The following is a 14,754-nucleotide window of genomic DNA, read 5'->3' on the forward strand; positions in this document are numbered from 1 at the left end:
TTATCGACCTCCTCTATAGTTACGAGCACCATCACCACAATCACAGATATAAAACTCCGGAATTAAACCTGTTCTCCCTTCATATCTCTTCGATACTTGAGTTTTAAAATCGTCAATAGCCTCTTGATGGACTAAGCTTACGGTACACCCACCAAAACCGGCTCCAGTCATTCTCGTTCCGATGCAGCCTGACACCTGTCGGGCCTCTTCAAACAGAGCATCTAATTCCTTCCCAGTCACTTCGTAGAAATCCCGCAGCGATTCGTGGGACTGAGTCATAAAGTCCCCAAAAGCCTGAAGGTTCCCCGCTTCCAAGGCTTTTGTGGATACGAGTGTCCGATCGTTTTCCCGGATGATATGCTCCAATCGTTTTCTGACCTCAGGAGTTTTTACCTTCCCCTGAACAGACCGCCACTGTTCAACCGTAACATTCCCCAGGCAAGTAAAATCTAAAAGATAGTTTTGAAGAACGCGAATCCCCTCTTCGCATTCCAGCCTTCTTTGATTATAGTTCGATTCCGTCAGGCTTCGCTGCTTGTTGGAATTCGTGATCACCAGCTGATATTCCCCTAAGGATAAGGGAACATAGCGGTAAGCTAAGGTATCACATTTCAGGAGGATAGCATGCCCTGCTTTCCCCATCCCTGAAGCAAACTGATCCATAATGCCGCAGTTAACCCCAACAAATTGATTTTCAGCACGCTGTGCCAATCGGGTCAAATCGACGGATGTTAATTCGAGCCCCTCAAGGCATTTCACAGCTATGGCTGTCACCATTTCTATGGATGCTGAGGAGGATAATCCTGCCCCTTTAGGAATATTCCCTTCAAACAGAATATCGCAGCCAGACAAGGGCAGGCCTAATTTCTTAAATTCAGCTAAAACACCCTTGGGATAATTCGCCCATCCATCTTCCTGGCGATAAACTACCTCGTCCGTGGTGAACTCTGCTATTCCTGAAAAGCTGGTCGATGCTAAATGAACGATTCGGTCTGAGCGGCGCCGAACCATTGCCCAAGTCCCATACGTTAAGGCAGCAGGCAAGACATATCCTCCTGTGAAGTCTGTGTGTTCTCCAATGAGATTCACTCGGCCCGGAGCAAAAAATATTCGACTCTTATCTCCATTTGCCCCAAACCTTTGTTCAAATTCTTCCCGAAGTACGTTCAATCCAAGCATTCGCTGACACACCCTTCTCTCTGGAGATACGCTTGAAACGCCTTGCGTAAATGCTCGGAGGTTTCTTCAACAGACTGGGGGTTGGCAGGCGCCCAAGCACCCATTTCCGAGGAAGCATAGTATTTAAGTTTCCCCGCATCCCTCAGAGGTGTATAGAACTCGATATGAAAGTGATAAAAATCCCGAGCCGAAGCATCGTGTACAGGCCGCTGATGAATCACCATCATATAGGGGAATAATCGGTTAAACAGAGTATCCATAGCCCCAGTCATATATTTCAGTATTTCAGCCAAACTCCGCTTCTCCTCGCGTGTAAAATCGCTTAAGGCAGTTTTGTGGCCTTTGCTGACAATAAATAAACCATAAGGGTAGTCTGTAAAAAAAGGAATATAGGCTAAGAAATGCTCATTCTCATAGATTACCCGTTTTTTAAACTCTAATTCGGCTTGATTCATATCACAAATTAGACAAGACCCATTGGAAGTGTGGTAAGCCTTACAGTTTTCCAATTCCGTCCGAATCTTCAAGGGAATCCAAGAATAGGCATAGATCTGACCATGAGGGTGAGGCATCGTCACGCCACATTCCTCTCCGCGATTTTCAAAGATCATGATATATTCATGATTGGGTTCCTGACTCAAGGCAACAAAGCGCTCTGTCCACAAATCAACCAGCTTTTGCAGATGCTCGGCGGAAAGCTCGGGCAGTGTCATCGTATGATCAGGCGAATAGAGAATTACCTCACATTTTCCAAAGGCTTTCTCAGCAGTATATAGGGAAGTCGCCACAGGATCCGGTTCAGGCGGCTCCGGCACTAAGGCCGGAAAATCGTTATCGTATTTCAGAACATCATAATGTTCAGGAACCTTGCCTGAGCCCGGGCAAAAAGGACAGCCTGCTTTCGGCAGATGCGGACGATTTTGCCTATGTGACGCGACCATTGTCCAGTCCCCTAACAAAGGATTATAACGCAGCTCTGTCATTACTCTTCTCCCTTTTAAAAGAAATATAACTAACCTCTCTCTGTTCTATTATAATATATTAAATTAAATTAATTAAGTAATTTCCTTTGATTCTTTGAGACTTTTTCTGAATATGTAAATACTCTTGGCTGGGGTCGCCCTGGCGTTGTAATGGTAATGATATCCGCTGCCGGAGTTAACGTTTGAAGGTCCGGTCAGCTGCTGACCGCCCTCATCATATTTAAAGGAGGTATTTTTGCCCGCTGCGGAGACTTTCTTGACTGAATTATTGGCCGAATAGGTGAACACGTAGGGGATGGCAGGATTCGCTCCATACGTCAAGTCAAAGCCGAGCAGTTGATCCGTCTTGGAATACATTTCCCCTGCCGCGGGTTCGATGACCAATGCACATTCCATGCCTTAATTAACAAAAACACTAAAGCGAGGGAGAATCCCTCGCTTTAAAACTTCAAAACAGTATTTAATTCTTATTAACATATTTACAATCTGTTCTTAAATCTGCACTTATGTCAAATTAGAGTTCGAAGCCAATTTAATAGCATGATTAGATAGAGTAACCCGGAATGACATAAATTTACAAATAGCAAACTTTGATTTTACGTTAATCACAATACCCCTTATGCCGCAGCTTCATAATATGTTCGTGCAAAATTGTTTCCAGATCAATCCCGTACTGCTCCTCAAGAACGAACATCATGGTAACCGCTGTTTGAGCCACGTCTACCAATTCGCGGGCCACTCTCTGCATGGCCTCCTCTTCCTCAAGGCGCTGACGTTCCCCGCTGAGCCCTCTGAACTTACCGATAGCTTGGGCTAACTCCCCAGATTCCTCCATGATCTTTAGTGCCGTACTTTCCAAGGAAGGACTTAAGCGATTCAAGCGGGGTAAGGTTACAGTTTTAGTAGCGTACTGTTCCGGATCGGATTTAGGATTCGTTGTCACTTTCGCACCTCCCCTGCCTATCAATCTCTTCGTTGCATTATTATACCATTCTTGAAGTATGAACGCATTAACGGTATCGGGCAGCGGATCTTCCGTTAGTGTTCACCTTTCCTAGTATCTTCAATTCTCTTTCTAAATCCCTGGAGAAACAAAGGACTGACAACTAATAGTAAAAGACTGCCCGACGAAGGAAACTCGTCTAAGGCAGCCTTCTGCTCTGGTTTATCAGTCATTATTAATTAAGTCCGTTTAATATTACCATCAAATTTCATAGTTGATCCTACAATCTCCGCTCACCCTTATTTCAATTTCTGCATTTCTAAATGGACTTTCTCCGGGGTAACTGGTAAATGGTGGACCTGAACTCCAACGGCATTATATACTGCATTGACAATCGCCGGAGACGGGGTGTTGGCTACGACCTCCCCAATGGACTTGGCCCCAAAGGGACCTGACGGTTCATAACTTTCCTCAAAAGCAACACGTACCTTACCGATGTCTTTGCGGCAAGGAATTTTATATTGCATGAAAGTGTTTGTTTCCATCTTTCCCGAATCACTATACCTGACTTCTTCGCACAAGGCCATGCCAATTCCTTGGGCTATTCCTCCTTCAGCCTGAATTCGGGCCAAGTTGGGATTGATCATCGTTCCGCAGTCAACAACAGCAACATAATCGATCAAGTCAACGTTACCGGTTTCACGGTCTACTTCCACTTCCGCGAAACCTGCGACATAAGGAGGAGGAGAAATTTCACTGCCATGAGTTGCCATGCCCACTAATTGAAGTTTTCCCATACCAAGAATCGTTTGCTCGGCTAGTTTAGCCAAGCTGATTTCCCGATCTCCTTCCAAAGTTCGCACGGCAAGCTCTTCATAGACAACGTCTTCTTCAGAAACCCCTAAGAACTTAGCCCCTTGGGCCAAAATCTTCCCTTTTAGCTCCCCTGCTGCTTTTACCACAGCAGTTCCTGCCAGGTATGTTGTACTGGAAGCATAAGAACCGGGATCAAAAGGGGAACTGTCCGTATCCCCGGCGCAAACAATAATATTTTCCATGGGCACCTCTAATACTTCCGCAGCAATTTGACTCAAGATTGTGTCACATCCGGTTCCCATATCCGTTGCTCCAATAAGCAGGGTAAAGTTTCCGTCATCATTTAAGCGAATCTCAGCAGATGCTGTGCCAATGTTGGCTATTCCCGAGCCCTGCATGGTAATGGCCATGCCTACCGCCCGAACCTTCGCGGAATCCATCTCCTGACGCGGGAACTTTTCGTTCCAGCCGATCATCTCTCGACCTTTTTTAATGCAGCGGTCTAAAGCGGTACTCCCGAGGAGAACTCCTTGGCCTGTGAGAAAGGTTTCCCCTTCTTTGCTGATATTTTTCAATCGGAGCTCCACAGGGTCTATTGCTAAGCGTTCCGCTAGTTTATTGACGGCCGATTCCAGAGCAAAAGTTCCTTGCGTCGCCCCATAGCCGCGAAAAGCACCTCCAGGCATTTTATTGGTGTAAACTGCGTTCCCCTGTATTCGAACCGCCGTTGTTTTATTGTACAAAGGCAGGGTATAATGCCCAACACAGCCAAGAACTGTGGAAGCATGTTCTCCATAAGCCCCTGTATCGGACAGCACTTGAAGATCGATGGCTCGGATATACCCCTCCAAATCCGCCCCAAGCCGCACTTTAATTCTCATAGCATGCCGACTGGTGGTGCAGCTGAAGGTTTCTTGGCGATCATAGATAATCAGAGCCGGTTTGCCTGTCTTCAAAGTTACCAGGGCCGCGAAGACATCCCCAGCCCCCGTCTGCTTGCCCCCGAACCCACCACCGATTCTCGGTTTGATGACGCGAATCCTGCTTGCAGGGATCTGAAGGGCCCGGGCCAATTGCCTTCTTATATGAAAAGGAATCTGAGTGGAGCTGACCACAACAAGCCTTCCCATATGGTCCTGATAGGTGAACGCCCGATACGTTTCCATCATGGCATGAGCCTGAGCTTGAGAGAAGTAGACATCCTCCACAACTGCGGCACATTCCTTTAATACTTGTTCCACGTCACCTACGGCTTCTTGATAAGAAGAAGCAATATTCTTCTCCTTGTTCAACCCTATGTCAAAATTACACTCTAAATCTTCTTCAGGGTGAACCTGAGACAGATGGCCTATAGCCTGTTCGAAATCCAAAACCGGCTCCAGCACTTCATACTCTACTTTAATCAATTTCATCGCTTTTATAGCCGTCTTTTCATCCACTGCCGCGATAATAGCTACCTCATCACCAACATAACGAATAACATTCTCCAGAATCAAGCGATCGTAAGGCGAAGGTTCAGGATAGGACTGTCCGGCCAAAGTAAAGCGAACATTTGGAACATCTTTATAGGTAAGGATACACTCCACGCCCTCTATGTTCTCTGCTCCGGCAGTATCAATATTCGTTATCTTGGCGTAAGCATGTGGGCTTCTGAGGATTTTCACGACAAGGGCATGAGGCATGACTAAATCTTCCGTGTACACAGGTTTCCCCATCGCCAGGGACATCCCGTCAATTTTAGGAACACCCCGCCCCACACGTTTCAAACATGACGTTGACACCCTTACGCCACCCCCAGATAAGCTTTCACTGCACGCAGCTGACCCATGTACCCTGTGCAGCGACACAAATTTCCTGTCAAATAGTGAATAATTTCCTCTTCGGTAGGATTGATCAGTTCATTCTTCATCGCTAAAACATTCATAATAAAACCCGGGCTGCAAAAACCGCATTGTTCAGCCCCTTCGGCGGTAAGAATGCGGGCAAATTCTTCTGCAGCTTTAGGCACTCCCTCAATCGTTGTGATCTTTTTACCATGAACCCGCAAGGACAAAACGGAGCAAGACAGAAACGGCTTACCGTCAATCCAAACCGTACACAGTCCGCAGCAGCTGGTATCACAAGCCTTCTTCACGCTTAAAAGCCCGTGGGAGCGAAGAGTGTCAGCTAAAAACTTCATCCTTTGCTACATCCCAAGTCACTAATTTATCGTTAACGGTTAGTTCAATGCGCATTTCTTTACCTCCATAATTCCTCTTTTAACAAGCACTTGACAAAGAGTCTTTCGGTAACTTGCACTTCCCCGGGCATTTGTCCCGAATGATAATTCATCAGCCGCTTTTTGGGCTGCAGCTTCTATTTCCAGAATACTCAAGGTTCCTTGACTCAAGGCTGTGGAGGCCTCAGCAGCAATCGCCGCCCTTCCCGGTCTGGCTCCGGCGACAATCTTCCATTGGTCGTTTAATCGGGAGACAGCAACATTTAAAACGGCAAAATCGCTGGCCGATTTTCTCAAACTTAAGAACGCTGCACGGCGCTGGTTCTTCTTAATCCAGAGCCGAAGCAAAATATCTTTTTCATACGGATTGCAGAGAAAAACCTCAAGGGGAATTCTGCCGCCTTTATATAATTCAACCTCAGTGTCTAAGGCCAACAAAGCCGTGACTAAATCAGAGAAACCATATTTGGAATAAACAGAAGCCCCCACTGTCACACCATTTCTAAATTGCACTCCGATAATGTTCTCCACAGCTTTGGGGAGGATGCCGTTAAAGGTCTCCTTCAGGAAAGCATTCGTTTCCAGGGCTCTCAAGCTTGCCATCGCTCCGATTTCGATAAACTCGCCTTCGTCGTTAAGATAATCCAGTTTCAGTCTTGAGAGATCAATTCCGGTTCCGATGCGCTTGCTTCCCATCTTTAAAAAGGCGCAGCCGCCTAGAATCGTATTGTTCCTTCTTTGGGTAAGAATTTTATATGCTTCTTCTAACGTATCCGGTTGTGCTATATCAAGAACTGTAAACACTCTTGCTGGCCTCCTTGAAGTCGTTTCCTACTGAAAAATAATGTAAATAAAGAAAACTTGACTGGCTTAGGCGGCTGCCTAGTCGCTCTTATGCAGTAGTATTAACGAAGTTATACTTTCTGACAGTAAAATGAAAAATCAGGCGAACAGTTTTCAACTCAAATTCACTGAGAGAAACCTGCCCGCCTGAGCTTAAGCCACGACTAAAAACACCGATCGTTCACTCTCTTTGTGAATGTCGTGTTTTGATAAGCCCTTGGATAAGTTCAACTAACTTTCTTAAAAGTTAGCGTCCATTTGCTAGGTACTTCGCTCATAGTCGGACCATTTACGGCAGTCCGGTAGAAACTTGCAGACCTTATCTCTGCGACTATATGAACATATTTATTTATCACAAGGGTTATTCTACAAGAAATTCCAACGCAGGTCAATATGTTCTTCGAACGTTTTATATTAATATATTTAAAACGTTCGATTCTTCGCTATAAAAGCCCAGGGACAAACTAGATCTTTTCAGCCAAAGCAGATAAAGCATTAGCCGAGGAGGACAAAGATTCGATCGTTGCTCCTATTTCTTCCACTGCAGCAGAAACTTCCTGAGTACTTCCCCCGACTTTTTCCAATTCGCGGGTCATTTTGCCGACCAAGCCTTGAATTCCTCCAATAATCTTACGGATGTCTTTCGCAGACGTCGCACTCGATACCGCCATCGCCCGAATTTCCGAGGCTACAACTGCGAACCCCCTTCCGGCTTCCCCGCTCTGGAAGCCTCTATCGATGCATTTAAACCGAGAACCTTCGTGTCACTAGCCACGGAATTAATGTATTCCACGACTTCTTCCATTTGCAGTGCCTTCTCATTAACTTCTTGTGATTGGAGGGTCAGAGCTTGTCCCCCATCAGCAAGTTCTTGAGTCGATATAGCTATATTTTCGATGGCCGCAGAAACCTGTTCTAAGGATTCAGAGAGGTCTTTAGCCAAAGACGGTAAATTTTGCAGGGCGTATTCTCTTTCGTTGGAACCTGTTACGGCTATTCCACCGATAATTACACCACTTTCTCTAATGGGATAAGCGACTCCAGTGTACGCAACCCCTAAGGATTCTGCACCTACCTGTCTTTCAACTTTTTCACCTGTTTTAAGGCATTCGAATGACGTAGAGGTTGGCGGTAAAAGGTCACCGGCTTTAAGCGGCAACATAATGACTGAACCCATTCTAATATAGATATATTTTTCAAGATCAAAAAGAAAAACTGAGGTTTTGCCAAAATCAGTCTCAAAAACCACATCAACCATTTGTTTATAATCCTCAATCATTTGTTATTCCTCCTTTAATTTATCTTTATATCACTCAACGATTGCTTCTTCGAAATTATCGCTCCCCAACCATGTTACAACCTCATGAGAAAAGAGTTGCGTAACATCTATGACTGGGATAATATCTTCCTCCGTTTTGATGATTTCTTGAATAGCTCCCCTGTGGATAATACCGGGGATTTTTTCTAAGGCACTGCTCTCTAGAATTTCAACCACATCATCCACCCACAGGCCAACCTTCTCCTTCTCCTTTTCCTCACTTGACTCAAAGATGATGATCCGGGGTTCTCCTTCATCCGTTGGAGGTATTACAAATTTTTTTCTCAAATCCACTATAGTAACTACCCCATCACGGACTTTAGCAATCCCTTGGATAAATTCAGGTGCACCTAAGAGTCTCTTAACCTCCACAGGTTTAATAATTTCCCGAACACAACGCATTTCTACGGCATAATCCTGTAGCCCAAGTTTAAACTGAATGAATTGTTTCACTTCGTCCATGAGCCTAACCCCTCTCTTCCTTGAACTAGTTCCGTGGGCCAACCAAAAATGCCAAACCCTAAAAAAGGGCATGGCAAGCTTTACAATTGGCGACCTGACGATCGTCAGCTTAACCTGTACGACCCATGGCTTTGCGTCATTAGTTTTCACTAAGTTTGCCTTTTACAACTTCGAAGTTTTTTTAGATATTATATCACAAATATCTGAAAATTGTCCCTAGTCAAAATAAAAAGTCGAATCTACTAATTCGACTTTTTATTTTCCTCGTTATAACTTTTTTCTCGACACTAACTTCCCAATAAAGAATGTCAGAGATCTTAATGATTTTTAGGAATGCCCAGTTCACGATAGGCTAAATAGGAATAAACGATCGGCACAATCGCAATAACTGCTAAAATTATAATAAAACTAATGCCATTGAACGTCATTCCCATTAAAGCTAAGAGAATGTTAATGATCCCGCCGAAGACCCACAACGGAGCAGCCAGCCTATGAGTCTTTCTCCAGACTTCTTCACTAGCAAGAGTCCAAGGGGTTTTAATACCCATAAAATAATTATGCTTAAGCCTTCCCATGACATTCCCCAACAAAATAAAGAGCAGCGAAATCATGACTTGAATCAGAATAGGTCGATTAACAACCATTCCTGAAGCGATGAGCAAGGTTATCAGTTCCATGCCCAGGAAAAAGATAACCAGTAAATATTTCAAAAACTGATACGTTGATTCAAAGGAGCTATAATTCTTACGTTTCGGATCGATAAAGGGAAGTGCCACAAACATAATATACAAACCTAAAATGATTGAGGGAATCCCAAAGGTTCCAAATAATTTACTCCCATACCCATTGACTTCTCCTTGGGCGTTCCAGTGAATTGGCACTCTATCTGGAAGGGAGGGATAAAAATAAACGCCCAGGGCAAAACCCAAGACAATTAGAAGCAGAATCGGCCAATCTTTTTTTAACAAACTGCTAAGTTTCGTCATCGTTAAGTCCTCCTTCATTGACATGACCGGCATTAAAAAACCAATTAATAACCTCTTGAAACACTGTCGTATTTAAAGAATAGTAGATATTTTGGCCTTTTCGCTCATCAGTGACTAATAAGGCCTGTTTTAAGGTATTAAGATGGTGTGAAATGCTGGGCTTGGTCATATTAAATTGTTCTGCGATTTCTCCTGCTGTCATATCATGCTCTTTCAATAGAAGAATAATCTTCCGCCTTGTAGGATCAGCAAGCGCTTTAAACGGCAGATTAAGCATTGAATCACGCTCCTTAAAATAAGATTAGACATTTAGATAATTATCTAACCTTTTAATCGTATTATACTCTCTTTTTCGAAAAAGAGAAGCCCCTTTAGCGGAAAATCTAAGAAATAACAAAAAACTTACGTCAGCTCTAATACTAGAACGTAAGTTTTTGCTTAGCTCATTTATGAACCCATTTTTTAAAGTAAACAGCCGAGCAAAAGCCTCTGAATCTTATAATATTTGGCCTCGGCCTCATCTTCCTCTACAAACCATTCGATGCCTTGCTCGGCTGATTTAGTATTATAAGTATGGATTAAACCATTGGCCAATACCCCATTACCCCAAGCCACGAAAAACTGGGCCGGAGAATTCACCGGATTCACGCCAGAGCCGAAATAGATAGGCATCCCTTCAATTTCTGTGCTTTCAAAAACTTTGGCTTTTGTAGTTCCACAAGGATTTTCCATCAAACCGCCCCCTTAAGATAAAACAATTTTTACGCCAATTTACGGATTTCTTTCATGAGCATCTCCTATTAAGAAAGAGGTCAATCTATGATAGAATTTAGAAAAGCTGTGCTCTTGGAGTTATAAAGGAGGAATTCAAATGTTTACTCAGGCTTATACACCTGAACAATCTGCTTTCGGCAAACTGGAAAATGGCCGCGACGTCGTGATTCTATACATTAAGGAATTTAAAGAAAAAATCAGGGATATCAATCAAGCAGGTTTATCAAGTTTTACCTATCACTGGTTTGCAACAGAGAACCAAGATTCCTATGTCCTTCAAGTAGTATATACCGATGACCATCATATTGCTATACGTTTCAACACCCAGCACTTTAAACTGATATCTCAGCTCATTGAACCCAAGGATGTGATCCTTACAGCCACCCCTATTTCTGAACTTATGGAAAATGCTCAAAATAATTCCTATAATTTTCTTGAATTCAATGACGTCTTGACGTTTAGCATTATATCCTTTGAAGTTCCTAGTGCCGAGTACCAAAATTAACCTTTTGGACGTATTTACAATTCATTCGTAGTGATTTATCGAAGTAACTAAACGTCAAACTTTCGCAAATTCTTCAACAGCTGATCATGAGTCTCCAGTAAGGACTGAATTTTTTCTTCCGATATAGCCTCTATCGCAGACATCATCGCTTTATAGGATGAGGCATTCTGACAGGATTTTCGAGCCAGCCTCTCACCCTCCGTCGTGAGTTTTAAATTAATTTCTCGGCGATCTTCTGCACTAGTTTTTCTCTCGATAAGTTTTGCATTAACAAGATCGTCCACGTTAACGCTGACAGTACTTTTGGATAGCTGCAATTTTTCCGTTATTTCTTTGAGCGTAATACTAGGAGAAGAAAAAATAGTGTTTAAGATCCCCATTTGTTGAACAGTTAGACCTAAGCTTGAAGCATTTTGCTGCGTAAACTTCACGATTGTTTTGCTGATGGTCATGAAGGATTGAACAACCTCAGCAGCAAGTTTAACCTTCTTATCTGAGTAATCCACAAAGATACCTCCTGTGAACTAATAGTTCATAATAAAACAGTTTTTCTTTGAGCTATTATACTGAATCCCTTGCCTATTTGTCAATTTAAGATCTGCACAACTCCTTGTCCACCGTTCACGACAATCCACTCACCTGTTTTCAACTTCGTGGTCGCGTTTCCACAAGCTACAACGGCAGAATACCTAGTTCCCTGGCCGCAATCGCCGCATGAGAAAGTGGGGCTCCAATATCAGTAATGATCGCCGCGGCTCTTGGAAAAAGAGGCGTCCACCCTACGTTCGTGGTCGAGGTCACCAAGATTTCACAGGGCAGAAGCGAATCGCCTTCATTCACCACCAAAGAAATTCTTTGCAAATTCCCGCATCTGTCTTATAATAGTATTAGTATTGGCAACGAAGCCTACCTATTTATTTAGGTAGGCTATTTTTTTCTGTGAGGTGTTTTCAACATGTCAAGCAACAGCCTAATGATTGATACTTCCGTTCTACTAAGTGAATTGAAGGATGCCAACCAAGAAATGGGGCAAGTCATCGATTCCATCCGCCAAATTGCCCAACACACAAACCTTCTGTCTCTGAACTCGGCCATCGAAGCAGCGCGAGCTGGTGAAGCGGGCCGTGGATTCAGCGTCGTTGCGGATGAAATAAAAAAGCTCGCAACACGCAGCTTAACCTCAACTAAGGAAAGTACTAAAATCATTGAAAATATTCAAAGCACAGCCAATGAAGTAATGGCTGTGCGAACTGCCGACGTAGCCTATGACACAATCGATAAGATTGATCGAAACCTATTTGAGCGCAATTGCGATGCTCAAGCTTGGGCTACGTTTGATAAAGTTAAGAACTGCTTAAGCTCTGCTGCTCCCGATCGGGGTTCTGTAACGAATGATCTTTTAAAGAAACTCGTGGAGATCTATGAGGTCTATCTTGATTTATATGTGCTTGATACGGAGGGAAAAATTGTTGCAGCCGGCGTTCATCACGAACTTATTGGACAAGATATGTCAGATCGAGGCTGGTTTAAAGATGCCAAATCCGCAGACTCCATATCGGTTAGCGACCTCTATTTTTCTGAAGTCAGTAAGCTGCACACAGTAGCTTATACTTGCCCTATCCGCAGTGAAGAAAATCTATTGTTAGGTTATTTCTCTACAAGGTTCAACTGGAATTTCATCTATGACATTATTGACTCTGCTCGTATCGGTAAGAACGGAGATATTTTCATTATCAACAAGGATGGCTATGTTATCGCTTGCCGAAACCGGAAAGGGATATTAAAGGATAATTTAACGCATCTTGAGGCCGGGAAGCTGGCAATGAAAGGTGAAACTTACGGCTATATCTTTGAAAAAGATACAGCGGGCACGAAAATTTATGGTTATGCCCATACTCGCGGCTATAACGCTTATAAAGGAAAAGATTGGTCAGCTCTCGTCAGTGAAACCATATAATAAGTGAATATGAAGTAAAAAGCGGTGTCTACCAAAGTTATAAACTTATGGAGACGCTGCTTTTTACTCTCCCATACTGCTATCGTTGCCCGCGAATACGGCATCCCAGCAGTTGTTCCTGCCGATCACGTGCTGCCTGAAACTAAACTCGGCTTTCCAATCGTTTTTTAACGCTAGGATAGCGATCAAGGTCTGTGTGGGGAAGAAATTTGCTGCTGACGAATTTTTCCATGAACGATGGATTGGCGTTGAGTTCAAAGTAGGTAACCTTCGCAGCGATTGTCTCTGCCTCCATGCGCTTGGTACGAGAGATAAGCACTTGACGGGCTGCTTCACCTGAACTGTTTCCTAAACGCACAATAGCTGGGCGTGGAAGATCCGGATAAAGACCTATCGTAATCGCAGACTCAATGGGCAAATATTGACCAAATGCTCCAGCAGCATAAAAGTGGCTTATTTCCTGCCAATGACAGCCTACATTTTCCATCAGAAGATCGATTGCGGAATTGACAGCCCCTTTAGTGGCCATAAAATTATTGACATCAATCTGAGTGACAACAATATTTTCACCCATGGCTGTTTCTGAAGCCGGGACCACAATATACTTCTCTCTGCCCTGTGTAAAACGCGCTGTCCGATCAATGATTCCGTTCAAAAAAAGCTCGGCCAGGGTATCCACCAAACCTGAACCGCATATTCCTCGGGCTGGCATGTTTCCTATCGTTGTATACGTTACTTGTCCGCTTTTTCTATCGATAGAAACGTGATCAACTGCTCCTGGCTCCGCCCGCATGCCGAAAGCAGTAACTCCGCCTTCCAAAGCGGGGCCAGCAGCACCTGCACAGGCTACAAGCCATTCCTGATTACCCATAACTATTTCTCCATTTGTGCCAATGTCCACAAACAGGGAAACATCCGATTTGTTGTGCATTCCGCTAACCAGAATCCCGCCAATAACATCACCGCCCAAATAACTGCCGATACTAGGCAGACAATAGACTGGCGCTAGAGGATTAATTTCAAGCCCCAACTCTCCTGCGGAAATTAATCCCGGACTATTGACAATGGGAGTATACGGTGCCCGACAAATTGAAGTGGGATCAAGGCCCAGAAGCAAGTGAATCATAGTGGTATTGGCCCCGATCGCCGCTGCAGTGATTTGACCGGACTTCAGAGAAGATGCACATAGCTGTTTTATTAAACGGTTAAGAGTATTAATCACCAAAGTTTGCAGTCGTATTAATCCGCCCGGCTCCATCGCCTGACGTATACGGCTAAGAATATCCTCTCCAAGACTTATTTGATCGTTATAATCGGCTGCATGACCCAAAACCGTTCCGTCAACTAAATTTATGAGATAAGCAACCACCGTTGTCGTTCCTATATCGACTGCCAAACCATAATGGCTCCCTGTGCTATCTCCGGACTCCAAATCAATAAGATCCCACCCTCGACCCGTTTCGGCCAGGGTAGCGGTAACTTTCCAGTCTGAGCTGCGGCAAAGACTTGGAATTTTCGCCATCAAACTTAGAGGCACGCGCACAGGCTGAAAAACACGCTCTAAGTTTTGCCTCAGTTGATCGACATCTGCTCGATTGTCCAAAGAACTCGGCGGGGTTAGAGATAAAAATACTTTCCTACTGAGAGGTTCCAGATCGGTAAGGATTGTCTGAACTTGATCCGCAAGAATGACTGGCTTCTCTTGCTGGTTTGACATAAGTCATACCTTCTTTAACTCAATTTTCGGAAAAATCTTCCCATTTTATTGCT

17 protein-coding genes, 2 pseudogenes and 2 riboswitches are annotated in these 14,754 nt (G+C 43.9%); of the genes and pseudogenes, 3 read left to right on the forward strand and 16 right to left on the reverse strand.

The window, feature by feature from the left end; translation table 11 throughout:
- From VZF35_RS08860 to VZF35_RS08920, 13 genes and pseudogenes are all read right to left on the reverse strand, one after another.
- Positions 1-1,179: a galactokinase gene (locus tag VZF35_RS08860; protein ID WP_407312861.1), complete on the reverse strand. Its 1,179-nt coding sequence runs from the start codon at positions 1,177-1,179 to the stop codon at positions 1-3.
- Positions 1,167-2,162, reverse strand: a complete 996-nt coding sequence (gene galT, locus VZF35_RS08865) for a galactose-1-phosphate uridylyltransferase (protein WP_407312862.1) — start codon at positions 2,160-2,162, stop codon at positions 1,167-1,169. Before galT ends, VZF35_RS08860 begins: the two co-directional genes overlap by 13 nt.
- Before the next feature lie 72 nt (positions 2,163-2,234).
- On the reverse strand, positions 2,235-2,558 hold the full coding sequence (locus VZF35_RS08870) for a hypothetical protein (protein ID WP_407312864.1): 324 nt from the start codon (positions 2,556-2,558) through the stop codon (positions 2,235-2,237).
- A gap of 205 nt (positions 2,559-2,763) precedes the next feature.
- On the reverse strand, positions 2,764-3,105 hold the full coding sequence (locus tag VZF35_RS08875; RefSeq protein ID WP_407312866.1) for a MazG-like family protein: 342 nt from the start codon (positions 3,103-3,105) through the stop codon (positions 2,764-2,766).
- A 299-nt stretch (positions 3,106-3,404) separates the two neighbouring features.
- Complete coding sequence (locus tag VZF35_RS08880) at positions 3,405-5,648, reverse strand: xanthine dehydrogenase family protein molybdopterin-binding subunit (protein ID WP_407314545.1); 2,244 nt, start codon at positions 5,646-5,648, stop codon at positions 3,405-3,407.
- Between the two features lie 56 nt (positions 5,649-5,704).
- Positions 5,705-6,155, reverse strand: a pseudogene (locus VZF35_RS08885) ((2Fe-2S)-binding protein).
- Positions 6,140-6,943, reverse strand: coding sequence for an FAD binding domain-containing protein (locus VZF35_RS08890; RefSeq protein WP_407312868.1), 804 nt, complete (start codon positions 6,941-6,943; stop codon positions 6,140-6,142). The pseudogene VZF35_RS08885 and the gene VZF35_RS08890 overlap by 16 nt, the downstream one beginning before the upstream one ends.
- Positions 6,944-7,239: 296 nt before the next feature.
- Positions 7,240-7,341: riboswitch (purine riboswitch) on the reverse strand.
- 105 nt (positions 7,342-7,446) lie between these two features.
- Complete coding sequence (locus tag VZF35_RS08895) at positions 7,447-7,653, reverse strand: hypothetical protein (protein WP_407312870.1); 207 nt, start codon at positions 7,651-7,653, stop codon at positions 7,447-7,449.
- 17 nt (positions 7,654-7,670) lie between these two features.
- Positions 7,671-8,261 carry a hypothetical protein gene (locus VZF35_RS08900; RefSeq protein ID WP_407312872.1) on the reverse strand — a complete coding sequence of 197 codons (591 nt, stop codon included), beginning with the start codon at positions 8,259-8,261 and terminating at the stop codon, positions 7,671-7,673.
- Between the two features lie 30 nt (positions 8,262-8,291).
- Entirely contained in the window at positions 8,292-8,762 is a 471-nt protein-coding gene (locus VZF35_RS08905; RefSeq protein WP_407312874.1) for a chemotaxis protein CheW, read from the reverse strand.
- Between the two features lie 85 nt (positions 8,763-8,847).
- Positions 8,848-8,932: riboswitch (cyclic di-GMP riboswitch) on the reverse strand.
- A 147-nt stretch (positions 8,933-9,079) separates the two neighbouring features.
- Complete coding sequence (locus VZF35_RS08910; RefSeq protein ID WP_407312876.1) at positions 9,080-9,748, reverse strand: SdpI family protein; 669 nt, start codon at positions 9,746-9,748, stop codon at positions 9,080-9,082.
- Complete coding sequence (locus tag VZF35_RS08915) at positions 9,735-10,025, reverse strand: autorepressor SdpR family transcription factor (RefSeq protein ID WP_407312879.1); 291 nt, start codon at positions 10,023-10,025, stop codon at positions 9,735-9,737. The genes VZF35_RS08910 and VZF35_RS08915 overlap by 14 nt, the downstream gene beginning before the upstream one ends.
- Before the next feature lie 185 nt (positions 10,026-10,210).
- Positions 10,211-10,480: a hypothetical protein gene (locus VZF35_RS08920; protein ID WP_407312881.1), complete on the reverse strand. Its 270-nt coding sequence runs from the start codon at positions 10,478-10,480 to the stop codon at positions 10,211-10,213.
- 139 nt (positions 10,481-10,619) lie between these two features.
- Here VZF35_RS08920 and VZF35_RS08925 point away from each other — a divergent pair, with 139 nt between their 5' ends.
- Entirely contained in the window at positions 10,620-11,027 is a 408-nt protein-coding gene (locus VZF35_RS08925) for a hypothetical protein (RefSeq protein WP_407312883.1), read from the forward strand.
- A gap of 47 nt (positions 11,028-11,074) precedes the next feature.
- Here the strand turns inward: VZF35_RS08925 and VZF35_RS08930 are convergent, their stop codons facing one another.
- Together VZF35_RS08930 and VZF35_RS08935 are read right to left on the reverse strand one after the other, a co-directional pair.
- Positions 11,075-11,533, reverse strand: a complete 459-nt coding sequence (locus VZF35_RS08930; protein WP_407312885.1) for a MarR family winged helix-turn-helix transcriptional regulator — start codon at positions 11,531-11,533, stop codon at positions 11,075-11,077.
- A gap of 80 nt (positions 11,534-11,613) precedes the next feature.
- A pseudogene (locus tag VZF35_RS08935) lies at positions 11,614-11,843 on the reverse strand (PEP-utilizing enzyme); the annotation flags it as partial.
- Positions 11,844-11,982: 139 nt separating this feature from the next.
- On the opposite strand from VZF35_RS08935, the gene VZF35_RS08940 reads away from it, so the two are divergent.
- Both VZF35_RS08940 and VZF35_RS08945 read left to right on the forward strand, forming a co-directional pair.
- Positions 11,983-12,984, forward strand: coding sequence for a methyl-accepting chemotaxis protein (locus VZF35_RS08940; protein WP_407312887.1), 1,002 nt, complete (start codon positions 11,983-11,985; stop codon positions 12,982-12,984).
- A gap of 24 nt (positions 12,985-13,008) precedes the next feature.
- On the forward strand, positions 13,009-13,155 hold the full coding sequence (locus VZF35_RS08945; RefSeq protein ID WP_407312889.1) for a PEP-utilizing enzyme: 147 nt from the start codon (positions 13,009-13,011) through the stop codon (positions 13,153-13,155).
- On the opposite strand, the gene VZF35_RS08950 is transcribed toward VZF35_RS08945, so the two are convergent.
- Positions 13,127-14,701, reverse strand: coding sequence for an ASKHA domain-containing protein (locus VZF35_RS08950; protein WP_407312891.1), 1,575 nt, complete (start codon positions 14,699-14,701; stop codon positions 13,127-13,129). The genes VZF35_RS08945 and VZF35_RS08950 overlap by 29 nt on opposite strands.
- Between the last annotated feature and the right edge of the window lie 53 nt (positions 14,702-14,754).

The sequence above is a fragment of the Desulfosporosinus paludis genome, from assembly GCF_045689965.1.
Taxonomy (GTDB): Bacteria; Bacillota; Desulfitobacteriia; order Desulfitobacteriales; family Desulfitobacteriaceae; genus Desulfosporosinus; species Desulfosporosinus paludis.

Excerpts from the sequence above, each read along its gene's own strand:
- VZF35_RS08860 (WP_407312861.1), bottom strand. The coding sequence starts at position 1,179 with ATGCTTGGATTGAACGTACTTCGGGAAGAATTTGAACAAAGGTTTGGG.
- galT (WP_407312862.1), bottom strand. The coding sequence starts at position 2,162 with ATGACAGAGCTGCGTTATAATCCTTTGTTAGGGGACTGGACAATGGTC.
- VZF35_RS08870 (WP_407312864.1), bottom strand. The coding sequence starts at position 2,558 with ATGGAATGTGCATTGGTCATCGAACCCGCGGCAGGGGAAATGTATTCC.
- VZF35_RS08880 (WP_407314545.1), bottom strand. The coding sequence starts at position 5,648 with ATGTCCCTGGCGATGGGGAAACCTGTGTACACGGAAGATTTAGTCATG.
- VZF35_RS08895 (WP_407312870.1), bottom strand. The coding sequence starts at position 7,653 with ATGGCGGTATCGAGTGCGACGTCTGCGAAAGACATCCGTAAGATTATT.
- VZF35_RS08900 (WP_407312872.1), bottom strand. The coding sequence starts at position 8,261 with ATGATTGAGGATTATAAACAAATGGTTGATGTGGTTTTTGAGACTGAT.
- VZF35_RS08905 (WP_407312874.1), bottom strand. The coding sequence starts at position 8,762 with ATGGACGAAGTGAAACAATTCATTCAGTTTAAACTTGGGCTACAGGAT.
- VZF35_RS08910 (WP_407312876.1), bottom strand. The coding sequence starts at position 9,748 with ATGACGAAACTTAGCAGTTTGTTAAAAAAAGATTGGCCGATTCTGCTT.
- VZF35_RS08915 (WP_407312879.1), bottom strand. The coding sequence starts at position 10,025 with ATGCTTAATCTGCCGTTTAAAGCGCTTGCTGATCCTACAAGGCGGAAG.
- VZF35_RS08920 (WP_407312881.1), bottom strand. The coding sequence starts at position 10,480 with ATGGAAAATCCTTGTGGAACTACAAAAGCCAAAGTTTTTGAAAGCACA.
- VZF35_RS08925 (WP_407312883.1), top strand. The coding sequence starts at position 10,620 with ATGTTTACTCAGGCTTATACACCTGAACAATCTGCTTTCGGCAAACTG.
- VZF35_RS08940 (WP_407312887.1), top strand. The coding sequence starts at position 11,983 with ATGTCAAGCAACAGCCTAATGATTGATACTTCCGTTCTACTAAGTGAA.
- VZF35_RS08950 (WP_407312891.1), bottom strand. The coding sequence starts at position 14,701 with ATGTCAAACCAGCAAGAGAAGCCAGTCATTCTTGCGGATCAAGTTCAG.